The organism is Hymenobacter psychrotolerans DSM 18569, assembly GCF_900142395.1.
GTDB classification, from domain to species: Bacteria; Bacteroidota; Bacteroidia; order Cytophagales; family Hymenobacteraceae; genus Hymenobacter; species Hymenobacter psychrotolerans.
The window spans coordinates 81,537-98,823 of the sequence record NZ_FRAS01000016.1 but is presented as its reverse complement, the minus strand read 5'-3'; the positions used below and the strand labels follow the sequence as shown (position 1 = coordinate 98,823).

General features: G+C 60.0%; 16 protein-coding genes. 10 read left to right on the top strand and 6 right to left on the bottom strand.

From position 1 onward, the window contains the following. Nucleotides 1-2: 2 nt before the first annotated feature. The 3 genes from BUE15_RS14735 to BUE15_RS14725 all read left to right on the top strand — a co-directional run bounded on the left by BUE15_RS14735 (nucleotide 3) and on the right by BUE15_RS14725 (nucleotide 4,829). Nucleotides 3-863 carry a dienelactone hydrolase family protein gene (locus BUE15_RS14735; RefSeq protein ID WP_073286647.1) on the top strand — a complete coding sequence of 287 codons (861 nt, stop codon included), beginning with the start codon at nucleotides 3-5 and terminating at the stop codon, nucleotides 861-863. 214 nt (nucleotides 864-1,077) lie between these two features. Beyond that, on the top strand, nucleotides 1,078-4,350 hold the full coding sequence (locus tag BUE15_RS14730; RefSeq protein WP_073286644.1) for a PAS domain-containing protein: 3,273 nt from the start codon (nucleotides 1,078-1,080) through the stop codon (nucleotides 4,348-4,350). 53 nt (nucleotides 4,351-4,403) lie between these two features. Further along, nucleotides 4,404-4,829: a response regulator gene (locus BUE15_RS14725; protein ID WP_073286718.1), complete on the top strand. Its 426-nt coding sequence runs from the start codon at nucleotides 4,404-4,406 to the stop codon at nucleotides 4,827-4,829. Between the two features lie 107 nt (nucleotides 4,830-4,936). On the opposite strand, the gene BUE15_RS14720 is transcribed toward BUE15_RS14725, so the two are convergent. Further along, nucleotides 4,937-6,514 (bottom strand): M28 family metallopeptidase, encoded by a 1,578-nt coding sequence (locus BUE15_RS14720; protein WP_073286642.1) that lies wholly within the window; start codon nucleotides 6,512-6,514, stop codon nucleotides 4,937-4,939. A 147-nt stretch (nucleotides 6,515-6,661) separates the two neighbouring features. On the opposite strand from BUE15_RS14720, the gene BUE15_RS14715 reads away from it, so the two are divergent. From BUE15_RS14715 to BUE15_RS14705, 3 genes are read left to right on the top strand one after another with little or no spacing between them, the layout of a single operon-like run. Beyond that, on the top strand, nucleotides 6,662-6,952 hold the full coding sequence (locus BUE15_RS14715) for a putative quinol monooxygenase (protein WP_073286639.1): 291 nt from the start codon (nucleotides 6,662-6,664) through the stop codon (nucleotides 6,950-6,952). 56 nt (nucleotides 6,953-7,008) lie between these two features. Beyond that, on the top strand, nucleotides 7,009-7,503 hold the full coding sequence (locus BUE15_RS14710; RefSeq protein WP_073286636.1) for a hypothetical protein: 495 nt from the start codon (nucleotides 7,009-7,011) through the stop codon (nucleotides 7,501-7,503). A 54-nt stretch (nucleotides 7,504-7,557) separates the two neighbouring features. Beyond that, nucleotides 7,558-9,369 (top strand): ABC transporter ATP-binding protein, encoded by a 1,812-nt coding sequence (locus BUE15_RS14705; RefSeq protein ID WP_073286633.1) that lies wholly within the window; start codon nucleotides 7,558-7,560, stop codon nucleotides 9,367-9,369. Between the two features lie 20 nt (nucleotides 9,370-9,389). Here BUE15_RS14705 and BUE15_RS14700 read toward each other — a convergent pair whose 3' ends face one another. Continuing rightward, nucleotides 9,390-10,157, bottom strand: coding sequence for a CPBP family intramembrane glutamic endopeptidase (locus tag BUE15_RS14700; RefSeq protein WP_084549076.1), 768 nt, complete (start codon nucleotides 10,155-10,157; stop codon nucleotides 9,390-9,392). Nucleotides 10,158-10,380: 223 nt separating this feature from the next. Between BUE15_RS14700 and BUE15_RS21655 the strand changes: the two genes are divergently transcribed. The 3 genes from BUE15_RS21655 (at nucleotide 10,381) to BUE15_RS14690 (ending at nucleotide 12,585) form a co-directional block, all read left to right on the top strand. Further along, entirely contained in the window at nucleotides 10,381-11,085 is a 705-nt protein-coding gene (locus tag BUE15_RS21655; RefSeq protein ID WP_139252317.1) for a carboxypeptidase-like regulatory domain-containing protein, read from the top strand. Between the two features lie 69 nt (nucleotides 11,086-11,154). After that, entirely contained in the window at nucleotides 11,155-11,418 is a 264-nt protein-coding gene (locus BUE15_RS14695; RefSeq protein ID WP_073286629.1) for a barstar family protein, read from the top strand. 96 nt (nucleotides 11,419-11,514) lie between these two features. After that, a complete protein-coding gene (locus BUE15_RS14690; RefSeq protein WP_073286626.1) occupies nucleotides 11,515-12,585 on the top strand; it encodes an SDR family oxidoreductase in 1,071 nt (356 codons plus the stop codon). 128 nt (nucleotides 12,586-12,713) lie between these two features. Here the strand turns inward: BUE15_RS14690 and BUE15_RS14685 are convergent, their stop codons facing one another. Further along, nucleotides 12,714-13,130, bottom strand: a complete 417-nt coding sequence (locus tag BUE15_RS14685; RefSeq protein ID WP_073286624.1) for a tellurite resistance TerB family protein — start codon at nucleotides 13,128-13,130, stop codon at nucleotides 12,714-12,716. A 219-nt stretch (nucleotides 13,131-13,349) separates the two neighbouring features. Here BUE15_RS14685 and BUE15_RS14680 point away from each other — a divergent pair, with 219 nt between their 5' ends. Beyond that, on the top strand, nucleotides 13,350-14,384 hold the full coding sequence (locus BUE15_RS14680; protein WP_073286621.1) for a tetratricopeptide repeat protein: 1,035 nt from the start codon (nucleotides 13,350-13,352) through the stop codon (nucleotides 14,382-14,384). Between the two features lie 17 nt (nucleotides 14,385-14,401). Here BUE15_RS14680 and BUE15_RS14675 read toward each other — a convergent pair whose 3' ends face one another. The 3 genes from BUE15_RS14675 to BUE15_RS14665 all read right to left on the bottom strand — a co-directional run bounded on the left by BUE15_RS14675 (nucleotide 14,402) and on the right by BUE15_RS14665 (nucleotide 17,148). Continuing rightward, nucleotides 14,402-15,355, bottom strand: a complete 954-nt coding sequence (locus tag BUE15_RS14675; protein WP_073286618.1) for a pectinesterase family protein — start codon at nucleotides 15,353-15,355, stop codon at nucleotides 14,402-14,404. Between the two features lie 34 nt (nucleotides 15,356-15,389). Then, the gene (locus BUE15_RS14670) at nucleotides 15,390-16,352 is read right to left on the bottom strand and encodes a pectinesterase family protein (RefSeq protein WP_073286615.1); all 963 of its coding nucleotides are present in this window, start codon (nucleotides 16,350-16,352) and stop codon (nucleotides 15,390-15,392) included. Nucleotides 16,353-16,431: 79 nt separating this feature from the next. After that, a complete protein-coding gene (locus tag BUE15_RS14665; protein ID WP_244535954.1) occupies nucleotides 16,432-17,148 on the bottom strand; it encodes a rhamnogalacturonan acetylesterase in 717 nt (238 codons plus the stop codon). Nucleotides 17,149-17,287 lie beyond the last annotated feature (139 nt).

The following is a 17,287-nucleotide window of genomic DNA, read 5'->3' as shown; positions in this document are numbered from 1 at the left end:
GCATGGACCAGCGCATTATCAGCCTGTTTGACGAATACACGCACGCGCCCCTTACCCGCAAGGAGTTTATGGAGCGCCTGGTACGGCTGGCCGGCGGTACGGCACTGGCTATGTCGGCGCTGGCGGTGCTGGAGCCGGGCTACGCGCAGGCGGCCACCGTGGGCGAGCAGGAAGCTGACCTGCTGCTGGAAGAAGTGACCTGGAATGGCGCCGAAGGGGTGCTCATGAAAGGCTACCTGGCTCACCCCAAATCCAAGAAAAAGCGTGGGGCAGTGGTCGTGATTCACGAAAACCGGGGCCTCACGCCGCATATAAAAGACGTGACGCGGCGTGTGGCCAAAGCCGGCTACTTAGCGCTGGGCGTAGACGCTCTGTCGCCGCTGGGAGGCACGCCTGCCAATGAGGACGAAGGCCGGGCCCTCATCGGCAAGCTCGATATGGCGCAGAACCTACGCAACTACCTTGCGGCCCTTGCCTATCTGCGCCAGCACCCGGAAAGCAACGGCAAAACCGGCTGCGTGGGCTTCTGCTGGGGCGGCGCCATGGCCAACCAACTGGCCCTCAACGACCCCAAGCTGAACGCGGCCGTGGCGTACTATGGCACCCAACCCAAAGACGCCGACGTCGCGAAGATGAAAGCGCACCTGCTGCTGCACTACGCGGGCCTTGATGAGCGGGTGAATGCCGGCAAAGATGCCTATGAGGCTGCGCTGAAAGCAGCCGGGGTGAAATACGAGCAGTACGTATACGAAGGCGTAAACCACGCTTTCAACAACGACTCCTCCCCTGCCCGCTACAATGCCGAAGCCGCGGCACTGGCCTGGAGCCGCACGCTCAAGCTGTTCAAGGAAAAGCTGGGCTAAAGACGCTGGGCTTCGGGCAGGTACTACTCGAGTAGCCAGGAAATGTAGCGTGGCTTGCGCCGCACTAGGTGCAGCTCAGCCATACTTACTGCTACGCTTGCTGTGGGTCCGACAGACTACAAGGCGCATCTGCCTCCAACATGTATACAAGAGCTATTACAGGTAGCTGCTTTTCAGCTATTCTGATTCCCCAAACCGGCCCAGCCACCTCCTTATGCCTGATACCTTCCCGGTGCTGCTGCCTGTTTTCAATGCGCTTCCGGATGCCTACCTGCTGCTCACGCCCGACCTGACGATTGAAGCCGCTACCGACGCATACCTGGCCTTGTCCGGCACCGCGCGCGAAGCCTTGCTGGGCCGGCATATAGCCGATGTTTCTCCGGCCGCAGCGGCAGCCCATGATAAGCAAAGCCTGGAAGTCTCGCTGAAGCAGGTGCTGGCCGCCGGGCAGCCGCGCAGTATACCGCGCCAGCGTTGCCAGGTGCCCGAGCCGCAGCAGCCAGGCCGGTTTGCCGTGCGCTACTGGCTGGTGCGCAACACTCCCGTACTTGACGAGCAGGGCCAGATACGCCACATTCTGCACGCAGTAACCGACGTAACGGACCCAGGCCCGGAACAACACCTGCGGAGTACGCAGGCGCTGCAGCACGCCCAGGCTGAGGCCGAACGGCAGCGGGTTCGGCTGGAAGCCCTGTTTATGCAGGCACCCGCCCCTATTGCCATCCTCAGTGGGCCTTCGCTGGTATTCGAGCTGGTGAACCCCGCCTACATGCAGTTGTTTCAGGGCCGGCAGCTCTTGGGCAGGCCCGTATTGGAGGCCCTGCCCGAAATAGCAAACCACAGGGTCTACCACACTTTCCGGGAGGTTTATGAGACCGGCCAGGCGCAGGAGGAAATAGGACTTTTGGTTCCGCTGGCCCGCGCCGATGACGGCATCCTACAGGACCGGTACTTCAACTACATTCAGCAGGCCCGCTACGATGTGCACGGCCAGGTAGATGGCGTTATGGTATTTGCCTTCGAGGTAACGGACCAGGTGGTGGCACGGCAGGCCAGTGAGGCCGCCACCCAGCAGCTGCGGCTGCTCACCGACTCGCTGCCCGTGCTCATCGGCTACGTAGATCAGCAGCACCGCTACCAGTTCGCCAACCACGCCTACGAGGCCTGGTTTCATCTTTCCCCAGCCGAGCTTACCGGCCGGTATGTGCGCGATATAGTAGGCGAAACGGCTTACGCGCGGGTGAAGCACTACATTGAGCAGGCGCTGGCCGGGCAGCGGATAGACTTCAGTGCCACCATGCCCTACCGGGAGGGTTTTGCCCGCCACATCCAGACCAGCTACGTGCCCGATATCCGCGACGGGCAGGTGAAGGGCTTCTACAGCCTGGTGGCTGATGTAACGGAGCAGGTGGAAGCCCGCCAGCAGGTACAGGCCCTGAACGAGGAGCTGGCGGCTATCAACGCGGAGCTGCAGGCTTCCAACCAGGAGCTCCTCCGCAAGCACGACGAGCTGGCCCGCACCCAGCAGGCCGTGCTAGACGCGGCCCGCCGCCAGGTGCAGGAGCGCGAAATGTTCTACCAAGTCTTCGAGCAGACGCCGGCCAGCATTGCCTTGCTACGCGGCCCCGAGCACCGGTTCGAGTATGTGAATGCGTCGTATCAGCAGCTGTTTCCGTCGCGGCAGCTGCTAGGGCTGCCGCTGGCCAAGGCCCTGCCCGAAACGGTAGAACAGGGCTTTCTGGGGCTGATGAACAACGTCTACCAAACCGGTGAAACGTTCTTCGGCAACGAACTGCTGCTCACAATAGCGCAGCCCGATGGGCAGCCCGACAAGGAAGTGTACTTCACCTTCACGTATCAGGCGTACCGCGAAGACGGCAACATTGCGGGCGTTTCCATCTTCGCCTACGACGTCACGGAGCAGGTGCTGACCCGCACAGGCCGCGAAATGCAGCAGCAGTGGCTGGAAGGCCTGTTTATGCAGGCACCGGCTCCCATTGTTATCATGGAAGGCGAAAACCTGATGTTTCAGCTGGTGAACCCGGCGTATCAGGCCATTTTTCCGGGGCGCGAGCTACTGAACAGGCCGTTGCTGGAAGCCTTGCCCGAGCTGGCAGCTTCCCCTATTCCGGACATGCTGCGGCACGTGTACCGGACCGGCGAAACCCTGGTAGAGCAGGAGCTGCCGCTGCGCCTGTCCCGCCACGAGGGCGCCCCGCCGGAAGACATCTACTGGACGTTCACGTACCAGCCCCGGCGTAACGCGCAAGGCACTATTGACGGGGTGATGAGCTTCGCGCACGACGTTACGAACCAGGTGCTGGCCCGGCGCGTGGTGGAAGAGCGGGAAAGCTCGTTCCGGCAAATAGCCAACAATGCCCCGGCTATGCTCTGGGTGACGGACGTGGACGGGCAGTGCACCTACCTCAACCACCAGTGGTATGCCTTCACGGGCCAGACGGAGGCCGAAGCCTTGGGCCTGGGGTGGGTGCAGGCAGTACATCCAGAAGATGCGCCGGCAGTGGGCAGCTCGTTTCTGGACGCCAATGCCCGGCGCGTAGCGTTCAGCTCCCTCTACCGGCTCCGGCGCCACGACGGCGTATACCGCTGGGCCATCGACTCCGGGCTGCCGCGCTTTGGCAGCAGCGGCGAGTTTGAGGGGCTGGTGGGTACGGTCATCGACGTGCACGAGCAAAAGATGGCCGAAATGGCCCTGCAGCGCCTCACCGAAAAGCTTCGCACCGCCCGCGACGAAGCACAGGCCCTGAACAAGGAGTTGCGCGAATCCAACGAGCAGCTGCAGCGCACCAACATAGACCTCGACAACTTCATCTATACTGCCTCCCACGACCTGAAAGCGCCCATCACCAACATCGAAGGGCTGCTGCATACGCTGCAGGATGAGCTGCCGCCGCAGCAGAGCGAGGCGGGCGAAGTGCCCTATATTCTGGAGCTGATGAACGACTCGGTGGAGCGGTTCAAGAAAACCATCGACCACCTCACCGATGTAAGCAAGCTGCAGAAAGAGCACGGCCAGCCCAACGCCCCAGTGGCCCTGCCCTCCATTATCGAGGATGTGCGCCTCGACCTGGCGCCGCTGCTTCAGCAAACGCGGGGCCGCCTGCTGGTTGATGTGCAGGCCACGCCAACGGTTCTGTTCTCGGAGAAGAACCTGCGCTCCGTGATTTACAACCTGCTCAGCAACGCCCTCAAATTCCATCACCCCGACCGGCCACCGCTGGTGCGGATCCGGAGCCGCGTGGAAGCCGGCTACCAGATTCTGGAAATCCAGGATAATGGTCTGGGCATGGACCTGACCCGGGAGCAGGGCCTGTTTACGATGTTTCGGCGCTACCACACGCATGTGGAGGGCTCCGGCATTGGGCTGTATATGGTAAAGAAAATGGTGGAAAATGCCGGCGGGCGCATAGAAGTGCAAAGTACAGTGGGCCACGGCACTACTTTTTGCGTTTACTTTCTACAGTAACCTTCAGGGCCCGCCCGATCTGCGTGTTCTACCACCCTTTTCAGAACCTTCAGATGTCTCCGCTCCACTGCACTCTGCTCGTCGATGACGACCCGACCACAAACTACCTTAACCGTAAACTACTCGAGAAGCTACGCGTCACGGACCAGGTGATGGTAGCGCTAAACGGCCAGGAAGCCCTGGAAATGCTGACGCTGTACTGCCGTCAGCCCACCCCCAACTGCCCGGCCCTGATTTTCCTGGACCTGAACATGCCGCTACTCGACGGCTTCGGGTTTCTGGCCGCCTACCAGGAGCTGCCGCTGGCCGAGCGCCAGGCCATCGTGGTTATTATGCTCACTACTTCGGTACACCCGCGCGACCTGGAGCGGCTGCAGGAGCTGCCGGCGGCCGGCCTGCTCACTAAGCCGCTCAACTCGGCCAAAATCAGCCAGGTGCTGCAGGACCACTTTGGCTGGCAGCACCCACTGCCCGAGTAACCCGGTTGCCTGCAGCAATGGCCTCCTGCATGCCAAAGGGCCTCCCCCACGTCCAAAATAGGTGTGAGGGAGGCCCTTGCGGTACAGCACCGTAGCAGGCGGCGCTACTAGCTTTTGGTATCTGGCTTGGCGGCGGGCAGCGGCTTACGGGGCAGCTTGGCATCACGCATGGCGGCCTGGTACACAAACGAAGCCACCACGACCGAAGCCTGCTTCAGGTCGTCGGCGGGTAGCCGCTCGTAGGTGTCCATGTTGGTGTGGTGGGTGCGGGTGTTGTAGTCGAGCGGGTCCTGAATGAACTGGAAGCCCGGCAGGCCCACGGCATCAAACGAGAGGTGGTCGGTGCCGCCGGTGTTGCGCAGCGTAACGGTGCTGGCGCCCAGGTCGGCGAAGGGCTTGAGCCAGTCCTGGAAGATGGACGCAACCGCCTCGTTGCCCTGCGCATAAATGCCGCGGATTTTGCCGGCTCCGTTGTCGAGGTTGAAGTAGGCCGCCAGCTTCTCGTGCTCGGGCAGCAGCTTCATGGTGGCGGGGTCGGCGAAATGGTTTTTCACGTAGTTGCGCGAACCGAACAGGCCCTGCTCCTCGGCGCCCCACAGCGCAATCCGGATGGTGCGGCGCGGCTGCACGCCGGTGGCTTTCAGAATGCGCACGGCCTCCATCATAATGGCGCAGCCGGCGGCGTTGTCGGTGGCGCCGGTGGCAGCGTGCCACGAGTCGAGGTGGCCGCCCAGCATCACCACTTCGCTTTTCAGCTTTTTGTCGGTACCCGGAATTTCGGCCACCACGTTGTAGCCTTTCAGGTCCTGGATCTGGAAGCGGGTGCGGGTTTCAAGCTCAATTTCCACCGGCACGCCCGCTTCGGCGAGACGGATCAGGCGCAATTGGTCTTCAGGAGCCATTTCCAGCTCCGGTAGCACGGGCTTGGCATCAGCGGCGAAGGGGGCGCCGTTGCTGGTGAAGAAGGTGCCGTGCGAGCCGCCGCGGGTGCTCAGGATGGCGGCAGCGCCTTCACTCTGCACCATATCGGCGAGCTTGGCACGCAGCGCGAACTGAGCGCGGCGGGCCGCCATGCGCTCTGCGTCGGCGGGGGCCGGCGTGGCCGCGGCGGCCGGTGCGGCCAGCTTGTAGTCGGCCATTTTCGCCAGCTCTTCGTCGGAATGGCGGCGGGCATCGGCCTCAAAGGTGGTTTTGGGCGGATTCGGCACATCAAACAGCACGATTTTGTTGCGCAGCTGGCCCTGGTATTTGGCCAGGTCCGCTTCGGTGGCGGCTTTCACCACTACCACGCGCTTTTTCAGGGCGCCATTGGTGCTGGGCGTCCAGGCTTTGGGCGCGCCGATGAGCGTGTGGTAGTAGGGCGCCGTCATGGCCACGTACGACTTCTCGATGTCCCAGCCGCGGCCGAACGTCCCCCAGGGCTCGATGTTGGCTTTGGTAAGGCCCCAGTCGGTGAGCTGCTTTTTGGTCCACTCGTTGGCGCGGCTCAGGCCATCGGAGCCGGCCAGGCGCGGGCCGCACACGTCGGTCAGGTAGAAGGCCGTTTCCATCACCTTGGAGCGGTTCAGGCCTTCGTCTTTGATTTTGGCCAGGGTGGCGGCATCGGCCTTGGTGCCCTGTTGAGCCAGCACGGGAACTGTTACGGCCAATGAGCCGGCCAGCGCAATAAGTCGGAATGTATTCATGAGGGAAGCTGGGTGACGGAAGACGTTTGAACGCGAAAGAACCCGAAAGTAGCGCCCGAGTTGCAGCCACACGCTTTCCGGTGGCGTAGCGGTGCCGAATTCGCAGCAAAAAACTACCTTCCTGGCGGTCTTCTTCACTGTCCCGCCATGACCGTCGAATACATCCGCTACCGCATTGACGCCGGGCAGCAGCCCGCGTTCCTTGAAGCCATTCGCCAAGCCAACCAGCTCCTTGCTGCCGCGCCGGACTGCCTGCGCTACGAGCTTGGGCACTGCGAGGAAGACCAAGAATTGTTCATCTGGCGCATCGAGTGGACGTCAGTAGAACGACACCTTCAGGGCTTCCGCAAAAGCGCAGAATTTGCGGAGTTCTTCCAGCTGGTGAAGCCATTTTACACGAGCATTCAGGAGATGAACCATTACAAAATTTCACTCTGACCATTGCCTATTTTGCTGGTCTGCTTCACTGCCTAAAACCCATTTTCAAGTTATCTATGCACTTCAAGACCATAGCCGATTATTACTCCCACATTTATGAACGCTTTGAACTATTAGAGGGCAATGGTGCGATTAACCTCAGCACTATAGGCATTTTACGTACGCGCGAAGTTGGGTTTGTTAATCTGAGAGATGACGTAGTACTAAGTAATGAACAGTTTTCGGTGCTGTATCCACAGGTACTTCGATATATTGATGATAACCTCATTGGCAAGCATAATCGTATCAGTGTGGATTGGCTAAGCGTTAATTTTCATGATGACGTCGTTAATGAATGCGTAGGAATAGGTGTAATGCGTTTCCAACAGAATTGGAAACTGTTTATCCTATCATTGTTGAGTGCCAATCGTGCGGCAGAGGGGGGCGGCACTTCCCTAGTTTTATTTGATACCTACTTTGATTGGGCAGTACACTTTGAGCTTTCTCAGCACTATGAGACTATTACGGCTGAAGTGTACCAACGGGATTATTCTACAACCGCTCCATTATAACCCCACTCCTGCTCCGCTCGTCTAACCGGCTACTGCTCACTTAGCCGGTTCCGCATGAGTCTTTGGGAAATTATCAAGCGCCTGTACCCGTATGTGCTGCCGTATCGGGGGCTGGTGCTGGCCACGCTGCTGCTCACGCTGGTGGGCTCGTTGGCGGCGCAGGTCAATCCGTTTGTGCTGCGCTACACCGTGGATACCGTGCAGGGCCTGCTCAACCAGAACCTGGGTCTAGCGCAGGGCATGGATTTGCTGCTGCTGGTGACGGGGCTGCTGCTGGGCAAGGAAATCATCAACACCGGCATTCAGTTCGGGCAGAAGTTCTACGGCGAGAAAATTCGCATCAACGTGTCCAGCACGCTCATTCAGGATGCCGTGCACAAGGTGCTCAGCTACGAGCTGGGCTTCTACTCCGACAGCGGCAACCAGACCGGCAAGCTCCAGACCCGCATTGACAGAGGCGTGGAAAGCCTGATGAAGCTGGTACAGAACTTCTTTATCGACATTCTGCCGCTGTTCGCCAACTCCATTGTGGCTCTGGTGATTATGTTCACGGCCAACGTATATGTGGGGCTGGTGGCGGTGGCAGTGCTGCCCGTGTACTTCTGGCTCAGCTACCGGCAGGCCGACAAGCTCAACGGCACCCGCCGGGCGTTGCGCGGCCTGCGTGAGGCCCGCAGCCAGGGCCTCGTAAACCTGATCGACTCGGCGGTGGTCATCAAGAGCTTTGTGCGCGAAGACTACGAGGAGCAGAAGCAGGCGCAGGTGCAGCAGAACCTGCAGGCTGCCCAGCTCCAGACCCGCAAAACCAACTTCCTCTACGACGGCCTCAAAACCTTCACCGAGCAGATTGGCGTGGTGCTCATCATCATCCTCACGGCCTACCTGGTGCTCGACCGGCAGATCAGCATCGGGGCCATCATGTTCCATATTCTGCTGTTCAACAACGTGTCGGCGCCTATCCGGCAGCTGCACCGCATCTACGACGAGATGAACGACGCCCTCACCTACTCCGAGGGCTTCTTCGACATTCTGGACGCCAAAGATGCCGTGGAGCCCACCGGCACGCTGCAGCCCGACCACCTACACGGCACCTTCGATATCTGCAACGTGGACTTCACTTACCCCAGCGGCACCCAGGCTTTGCACGACGTATGCCTGACCATTGAGGCCGGCAAAACCACGGCGATGGTGGGCCTGAGCGGGGCCGGCAAAAGCACCATCATCAACCTGCTCTGCAAGTTCTACGCCCCCGACCATGGCAAAATGCTCCTCGACGGCAAGCCCCTGGCCGACTACGATACCCACGCCCTACGCCAGCAAATCGGGCTGGTGCTGCAGAAAAACCACATTTTCAAGGGCACCATTGAGGAAAATATACGCTACGGCGTGATGGACGCCACCCTGGACCAGATAAAAGCCGCGGCCAAGCAGGCCTACCTGCACGAGCAGATTATGGAGCTGCCGAAAGGCTACGACTCCGACGCGCAGCAGCTTTCCGGCGGGCAGCAGCAGCGCATTGCCATTGCCCGGCTGTTCCTCAAAAACCCGCCCATCATCTTCCTCGACGAGCCCACCGCCTCCCTCGACGCCATTGCCACCGAGCAAATCAAGAACTCGCTCGACGCCATCAAAAAAGGCCGCACCGTAGTCATCATCTCGCACAGCCTCGCCCAGATTGTGGATTCCGACTGTATATATGTAATGAAGCAGGGCCGCATGGTGGAAAGCGGCACCCACGAGCAGCTCTACGACCTGCGCGGCACCTACCGCGAAATATTCGACGCCTCGGCCCGCAGCCTCAACATCGAGAAGCTGGCGAAGGTGATGGTAGATGACGGGGACGAGGTGGGTGACACGGCGGCATAAGGCAGCGCTGCCGCCTCGGCTCAGAGGAGATGGTAGAAGATGAAGTAGTTCATGGTCAGGTTGAACAGCGCGTGAGCCGCTACGGCGCCCCACACGGAGCCGCTTTTCCGGCGCGCCACGGAAAACAGCAGACAGGCACCAAACAGAAACGCCACCCATAGCAGCGCCGGACCGGCCAAAAAGCGCCACCCCGCCCCCGGCCCGGCATAAATGAGGCCGAAATGCGCCACATGAACCAAGGCAAACGCAGCGCTATCTATTAGCGTGGCCTTGCGGTTTCCCAAGCTGCCCGCGAAGCATTCGTGCACCAAGCCCCGGTAGAATATTTCTTCGCCGATGGGGCTGAACAGCAGACTGGGAATCGTGAAAATCAGGAAATATGTCAGCCGGTTCTGGTCAGTCAGTACCTGCGCAATGTTGCCGTAGGTGCGCGAGATATACGCCAAACTGTTTCTCTCGCCCAGTCCAAAGAAGGAGGTGGTGAGATAAAACAGCGCAGTACAACTCAGGACGCCCGAAGTGCCGCCTAGTAGTACGCTGCCCCAACGCCTGGGCCATACCAGCCCTATTTTCCGGCGCCCCGCCCGCTTCAGCACTAGAAATGGCAGCACTATCATGGCCACGAAGATGAGCGCCACGACCTGGTAGCTCCGCGTTACGTTGGCGTGGAGTACCAGCGCAAACCGGGCAATGCTGAACAAGGCAAGCAGCCACGCCCCGGTTTTCCAATTGAACCGAAACCGCTGGGCAGCAAAGGGCTTAACGTCCGTATCTTGGGCTAACAGCACCGCTATGGGGATATTGAAATGAATAAACTAACAACTACTGGCTTATCGGCACAGCGCCTGTTGCCGAGGTTTAAATATATAACGGTGTTTATATAATCTGATTTTACAGAAGCAATTTCCTTTCCCCCTACGCCATAAGAATGGGGTAAATGATACGGCGGCACGACCAAGGTTTCTTATCTTCCGCAAGAGGATGTCTTCTCCTCACTGAAACCTGTATGGTATGAAAAATTGTGTTCGATTCTGTCTGGTGGCGTTGGTACTAAGCTCAACAGCCTGTGAGAAGCAGGAATCAGAGGAAGTCTGCCAAAATTCCTGTACTACAGTGACGGGCCGCCTAGTAACAGCGAATGGTCAACAGCCAATCCCGGGAGCCAACGTCGTGGCAAAATGGATGAACATCTATGGTTTATCTGTAAGTGCTAAAGGCAAAGCATACTGCAAAACCGATGATGATGGCAACTATACTCTTAGTTTTTATGTCAATGACAACGAATTACTAGACGGTTATTTCCAGATTTTCTACTCTGTTGACAACAACCGCTATTACACCATCGGAGAACCTAGCGTCGGCCTGTATGATGTGAAACGCGACACGGCATTTCACCTTGATAATTTTGTAATCCCACGTAAGGCTTACGTCAACTTAATTATTACAAATCAAGACCAGCTAATTGCTGACAGAGGACAATTTACTTCCAGTTTTAATAGCTGCTATGGCTTTAACAGTGTCTTCAACCGTAATATTCAGGGAGGCGGCGCAGGCATTTCTTGGAACGGTTTACCGACTGCGAATCCAATGCCGATTTCCGGTGACCAGCCCATACTTGTCCGTAGCTACAAAACCAAAAACGGAGTCCAGACTTTCAGCACAGATTCTTTATTCATTCCGGCGGGCACCACTCAGAACTATACTGTTACTTATTAGAGCTTTTTGCCTGCGCAGTTCTATTGGCTCATTTGGCTGGGCAGATACCTCAAAAGCAGATTTCCACCCATGACCCTCGACCTGACCGGCATCACCAGCAAAGCGGCCATACACCAGCTGTTTAAGGAAAAGCTAGGGTTTGAAGACTGGTACGGCCCCAGTTGGGATGCCTTCTGGGATTCTATCGTAGCCATAGTGGAAATGCCGGAGCAACTGACGCTGACCAACTGGCAGGCGTTTGCCGAGCAGTGCCCCCGCGACATGGAGATTCTGCGGCAGGTAATCCAGGACTACGCCGTCGAAATGGCACCCAAGCGCATCGTGCTGGCTTAACGCCAGACATAAGGGCAAGACAAACCGGAGGTTCAGCTGTTGTAACAGCTTGTGCCGTACCAGAAGCGGCATTTATGCACTTTCGAACCCCAACCTATGCGCAATATTGCCCTTGTAGTAGGTGCTACCGGCATCATCGGTAGCAACCTGGCCCGCGAGCTGCTGGCCCACAACTGGACCACCTACGGCCTGGCCCGCACACCCCGCCCCGATGACGTGCCCGGCCTGCACCCCGTCGCCGCCGACCTGCTCGACCCCGCCAGCCTGCAAGCTGCCCTGGCCGGCCTGGCACCCACCCACGTATTCATCACCAGCTGGATGCGGCAGGATACCGAAGCCGAAAACATACGCGTAAACAGCGTGATGGTGCGCAACCTGCTGGATGCGCTGGCGCCCCAACAGACGGTGCAACATGTGGCGCTGGTAACGGGCCTCAAACACTATCTGGGGCCGTTTGAGGCCTACGTGAGCGGGGGCGTGGCTCCGCCCACCCCGCTGCGCGAAGAGCAGCCCCGCCTGCCCCTTGACAACTTCTACTACGCTCAGGAAGACGAGGTGTACGCCGCTGCGGCCCGCGACGGGTTTACGTGGAGCATCCACCGCCCGCACACCATCATTGGGAAGGCCGTGGGCAACCTTATGAACCTGGGCACCACGCTGGCCGTGTACGCCAGCATCTGCAAGGAAACCGGCCGTCTATTCCGCTGGCCCGGCTCCGAAGCCCAGTGGAATGGCCTCTCCGATGTGACGGACGCCCGCATTATTGCGAAGCAGCTGCGCTGGGCCGCCACCACCGAAACCGCCCGCAACGAGGCCTTCAACATCGTGAACGGCGACATATTCCGCTGGAGCTGGCTGTGGCCGCGACTGGCGGCATGGTTCGGGGTAGAAGCGGTGGGCTTCGATGGCACCGTGCACCCGCTGGAAGCCGAGCTGGCCACTGACGGTGCCGTGTGGCGCGAAATAGCCGAGCGCCATAACCTGCAGGAAGCCGACCTCAGCCGCCTCGCCTCCCCCTGGCACACCGACCTGGACCTGGGCCGCCCCATCGAGGTGATGACCGACATGACCAACAGCCGCAAGCGTGGTTTTCTGGCCTACCAGTCCACCGAGGACTCCTTTTTCGACCTGTTCCGGCAGCTGCGCACCGACCGGCTGATTCCGTAAGCCTACCGCAATGGCTGCTCCTGCCAAGTGCAGCTCTGCCTCAGGGGCTGGCGGCGGCACTACGTCATCAGCTACAACTAGAACGGGGCACCCAGTGGGTGCCCCGTTCTAGTTGTAGCTGATTGAACTTAGCTGGCAGTCGGTGGCGTAGGATTGCCGATGGGCTTGCCGCCCGCCAGCTGGCTCACCATATCATCGAGGATGTCCTTGCCATAGCCGATGCGGTGGGCGTATTCCAGGCACAGGCCGTACTCGCGCGGGTCAATCTGGCCGTCCTGCAGCATCATCTGCACCAGCGTCTGCAGTTCCAGGGTGCGCTGCAGGCCATCGGCGGGCACAATGAAGCTGAGCACGCTCAGGTTGTCGGCAATGGGCAGCACTTGCTCGGAAGTAAGGCCGAGGCGGGCCCCAATCTGCAGCAGAAACTCGCTTTCCTGCTTGTCCAGGGCCCCATCGGCGGCGGCTACCAGCACCAGGTTCTGGAAAAAGGAGAGTTTCTTTTGCAGCGTATTCAGAACGTCTTCGAGGGAATGTTGAGCTTGCATAGAGGTACGAATGGGCGACGTGGGTGGCGCCGTGGGTGAGAGCCTGTATCAACGAACCGCTCTGCGGAAGGTTATTTTCCGGCTTTTGCCGGTAGCCACCGGTGCCGCCCGCGAATACAACCGGCAGCAGCTCACAGAGTACTAGGTAACTTCCTGGATTCTGCGTTAGTTGCCGCCATGCAAACCCGACGTATTTTCCGCCGCCCAAAACTGTATGGAATGATGCTGAGCCTGTTGGCGGGCCTAATCTATCTGCCCGCCGCCCGGGCGCAAACGTCCGAAGAAGCCGGCAGGCTCTACGTGAGCGGCCAGCTGGATCAGCTCATTGCGCAGGGAGAGGCTTCATTGCGTAAAAACGACCAGCAGCCCATACTACACATGTTCGTGGGCCGCGCCTACGCTGACCAGAACCGCTACCCGGAGGCCATTCCGCACCTGGAAAAAAGCCGTCAGGTTCCGGCTGGCTCCGATGGCGTGAAAGTCTGGAGCCTGGGCTATCTGGGCACCTCCTATTATTTCACCGACCAGCCGGCCAAGGCGCAGGCGGCGCTGGAAGAGTGCGTGGCCCTCAACAACACCCAGAACGCCACTAAGTATGCCCAGCGCCGCCTGCAGGGCTACCAGCTGCTGCCGTTTTATGCGGGCTGGAGAGTGGTGGAAACGGCGCATCTGCGGCTGCACTTTCAGTCGCCGGAGCAGGTGCCGGATCTGGCCCGGTACGCCGCTGAGCGGGAGCAGGCGTATCAGGCCATCAGCCAGAAGTTTCCGGCTTCGCTTTCCAAAAAAATCGACTTCTACGTCTGGAACAACAAGGCCGATGCCAAGCCGGTTCTGCAGCGGGAGCTGGGCTTTGCGGTGCCGGAAGCCATGCTGGTGAATGCCCGCCAGAACCAGACCCGGGGCCACGAGCTGGCGCACGTGCTGGTGCAGCACAGCCTGCAGCCGACCCAGCGAACCAAGCTGATTAACGAGGGTATTGCCGTGTATCTGGACCAGACCGGCGCCAACCGGTTGCAGCGCGCCCGGCAGCTTGCGCAGGGCCGCGCCGACGTGTGGCGCCTCTGGGAGCACCCCGAAGCAGCCGACGAAGGGCAGCTGTACGCCGTGGGCGGGGCTTTGCTGGAGTACCTGGCGGCCCACGCCACACCCGAGCAATTACGGGCCCTCCTGAAAGACCAGCGCGCAGAAGCCAACCGCGCAGCGTTGGAGCCGCTGGTAGCCGCGTTTGAGCAGGAACTGGCGAAACCGGAATAAGCCAGCGTTTCGTGGCGCTATCTGCCCGGGTTCCAGGGTTGCTGGCTGCCGAAGATGTGCTTGAGCGTGTACTGCTTTGCTTCTTTGCCGGTGAGCTGCCGGGCCCATTTCACCCGCTTATCCGGGGCCGCGCCGGGGCCGGTGGAGCGGTACTCGGCGTAGCGAGCGGTTTTCTCGTTTTCGGCGTTCTTCCAGTTGTCCCAGCCTTCGGGCCGGATGTGCGGGCCCATCCAGGTGCGCACGTACACCGCGCTGCCATACGGCCGCCACGGCCGTCCCAGCGACACGTTGGTGGCTTGCGTGGCGTCTGCTTCCAGCCGGCAATCCAGAAACACAAAGCCGTAGGGCTGCTCCTGTGGCGTAGAGGCAGCCGTAATGTGCGAGTTTTTCTTGCTGACGATGGTGCACTGGTCGAAAACGGCCGTGCTGGCCCCGAAGATAAAGTCGGTGGTGCCTTCGATGTGGCAGCTCTGGAAATATTGGCGGCTGTGGGCCGTGGCCAGAAACAGCGTGTCCTGGTCGCCGAGGATGCGGCAGTTGCGGAAGGTGCACCGGTCGGCCTCTACGTGCAGCGCCACGGCCTGCCCGGCTGTGCGCCCGGCGGTATTCTGAAACGTCAGGTTCTCCGCCGTGAAGTCGGCGCCCTGAATCAGAACCGAATGAGAGGTGTAGGTATTGATGGCGCCTTTGCCGCTGTGGTCGTCGAAGGTGAGAATGGTCTGGTCCCGGTCTTCGCCGATAAGCGAGACGCGCACCTTCAGCACCGGCACCACCAGCTTTTCCTTGTACACACCCTTCCGAATGCGAATGACGGTGCGCGTCGGCGACTGGTTGGGCACGGCATCAATGGCTTCCTGCACCGTGCGGAATTGCCCGCTGCCGTCCTGCGCCACCACAAGCTCGGTGCCTGGCCGGGCGTAGGCCGCCAATGCAAACAGTGAAAGTAACAAACTCAGTACGGTGGACTTCATGGGTAAGCTGGGCATCAAGCATGAATACAGGAGGCTAGTCTTTGGTAGGGTCCCAGCCGCGCAGCACGTTGGGCAGCGTGTACTGCCGGGCTTCGGCTTCCGTGAGCTGCTTCGCCCACGCTACCCGCTTCGTGGGAGCCGCACCGGGGCCGCGGCTCTGGTATTCGGCGTAGCGGGCGGTTTGCTTGTTGCTTTCCTTGTCCCAGTGGTCCCAGCCTTCGGGCCGGATCTGCTTGCCCAGCTCACAGTCTAGAAACACCGTTTTGGCGTAGGGCCGCCAGGGCCGGCCGAGGTAAAAGCTGCCCGCTGGCGCGTCGCCGGTGATTTTGCACCGGTTGAATACGTAGCCATACCGCGTACTGTCGGGCGTGGAGGCGGCCGTCACGAAGCCGCTGGTTTTGCCGAAAATGGTGCAGCCCTCAAACCACGCCGTGCTGCTGCCGAAGATAAAATCCACGGTGCCCTCGATGTAGCAGTCCTGGTAGTACTGGCGGCTGCCGTAGCCGTAGGTGTAGAGCGTATCCTGAAAGCCCAGGAAGCGGCAGTTCTTAAACCGCGCCTTGTCGCCGGCTACCCACATGGCTACGGCCTGCCCCACCGGCCCGGAAGAGTTCTGAAACGTCAGGTTTTCGGCCGTGAAATCGGGGCCGTAGATGTAGCAGCTGGCCGAGCCGGAAGTGCCCTTGTCTTCCCCGAAAATGTTCTTTTTCTGGTTGTAGTCGTCGTAGGTGAGGATGGTTTTCTCGCGGTCCTCGCCCACTATTTTCACGAAGTGCTTGGAGCCGGCCAGAATCAGCTTCTCCTTGTACACGCCCTTTTTGATGAAAATGGTCGTGACTTTTTTTCGGAAATCGGGCACGGCGTTAAAGGCTTCCTGCACCGTCCGGAACTGTCCGCTGCCGTCCTGGGCCACCACAAAATCGTAGGCCGGCGCGGCCCCAAGTGCCCGGCCCAGCGTGAGCCAGCACAACGCCAGCAGAAGCAATAGGTTTCTCATCAGCAACAGTATTAGCGGGCCTGCGGGTCCACGGTTTTCTTCACTTCCTGCCGCACAATCCGGTCGGCCAGCTCCAGCTTCAGCCGGCGGATATCGGCCAGCATGAGCTGCGCCATCCTGCGGGCGCCCAGTTCCGGGAAGTGCGTGTTGTCGTCGCGGCCGGCGGGGTAGTTAGGATGCTCGCCCGGAGCCAGCTGGTTGAAGAGCAGCTTCGGGTTTTCCACCCCGAACTCCTGCAGCAGCGCCTGGCTGGTCTGGTCAGGTCGATGAGCGACCCGCCCTGTTCCTGCGCCACCGTGCGCACAATCCCCGAATACATGGTGTGCGTGCCCTCCACCTTGCCGGCCGCGTCGAATTTGCGGTGTGCTACCGGCGTCAGAAGCACGGGCGTGGCTTTTTTGGAGCGGGTTTCGGTGATGAAGCGCACCAGATTCGCCTTGTAGTCGGCTTCGGGCGTGTAGCTGCGCTTGGTGGGCACCTCGTCGTTATGTCCGAACTGAATCAGCACATAGTCCCCGGGCTTCAGGGCCGCGGCCACGGGCTGCCAGCGGTTTTCGGCAATGAACGTGCGGGTGCTGCGGCCGTTCTGGGCGCGGTTGTCTACAGTTACGGTTTCATCGAAAAACACCGGAAACGGCATCCCCCACCCCGTCTCCGGATAGTAACGGCGCTCCTTCACCGACAGGGTCGAGTCGCCGATGAGGTAGACGGTGATGTTGGTGGGCGGTGCCGGCACAAAAGCCAGCAGAATGAGCATCAGCAGCCCCCAGAGGGCCTTATCGAGGCTAAATTTCATGCAAAATGGGTGGGGGGGCTGGAGCTTACAACGGACATAATACTGCAAAATTGGCTCTTGGCGGCACTCACACAGTCCTATTTCCGCGCAAACGTTGCCGGGAACGTTGCCATGCGTCGGCTCAGCCATATCGGCAAGG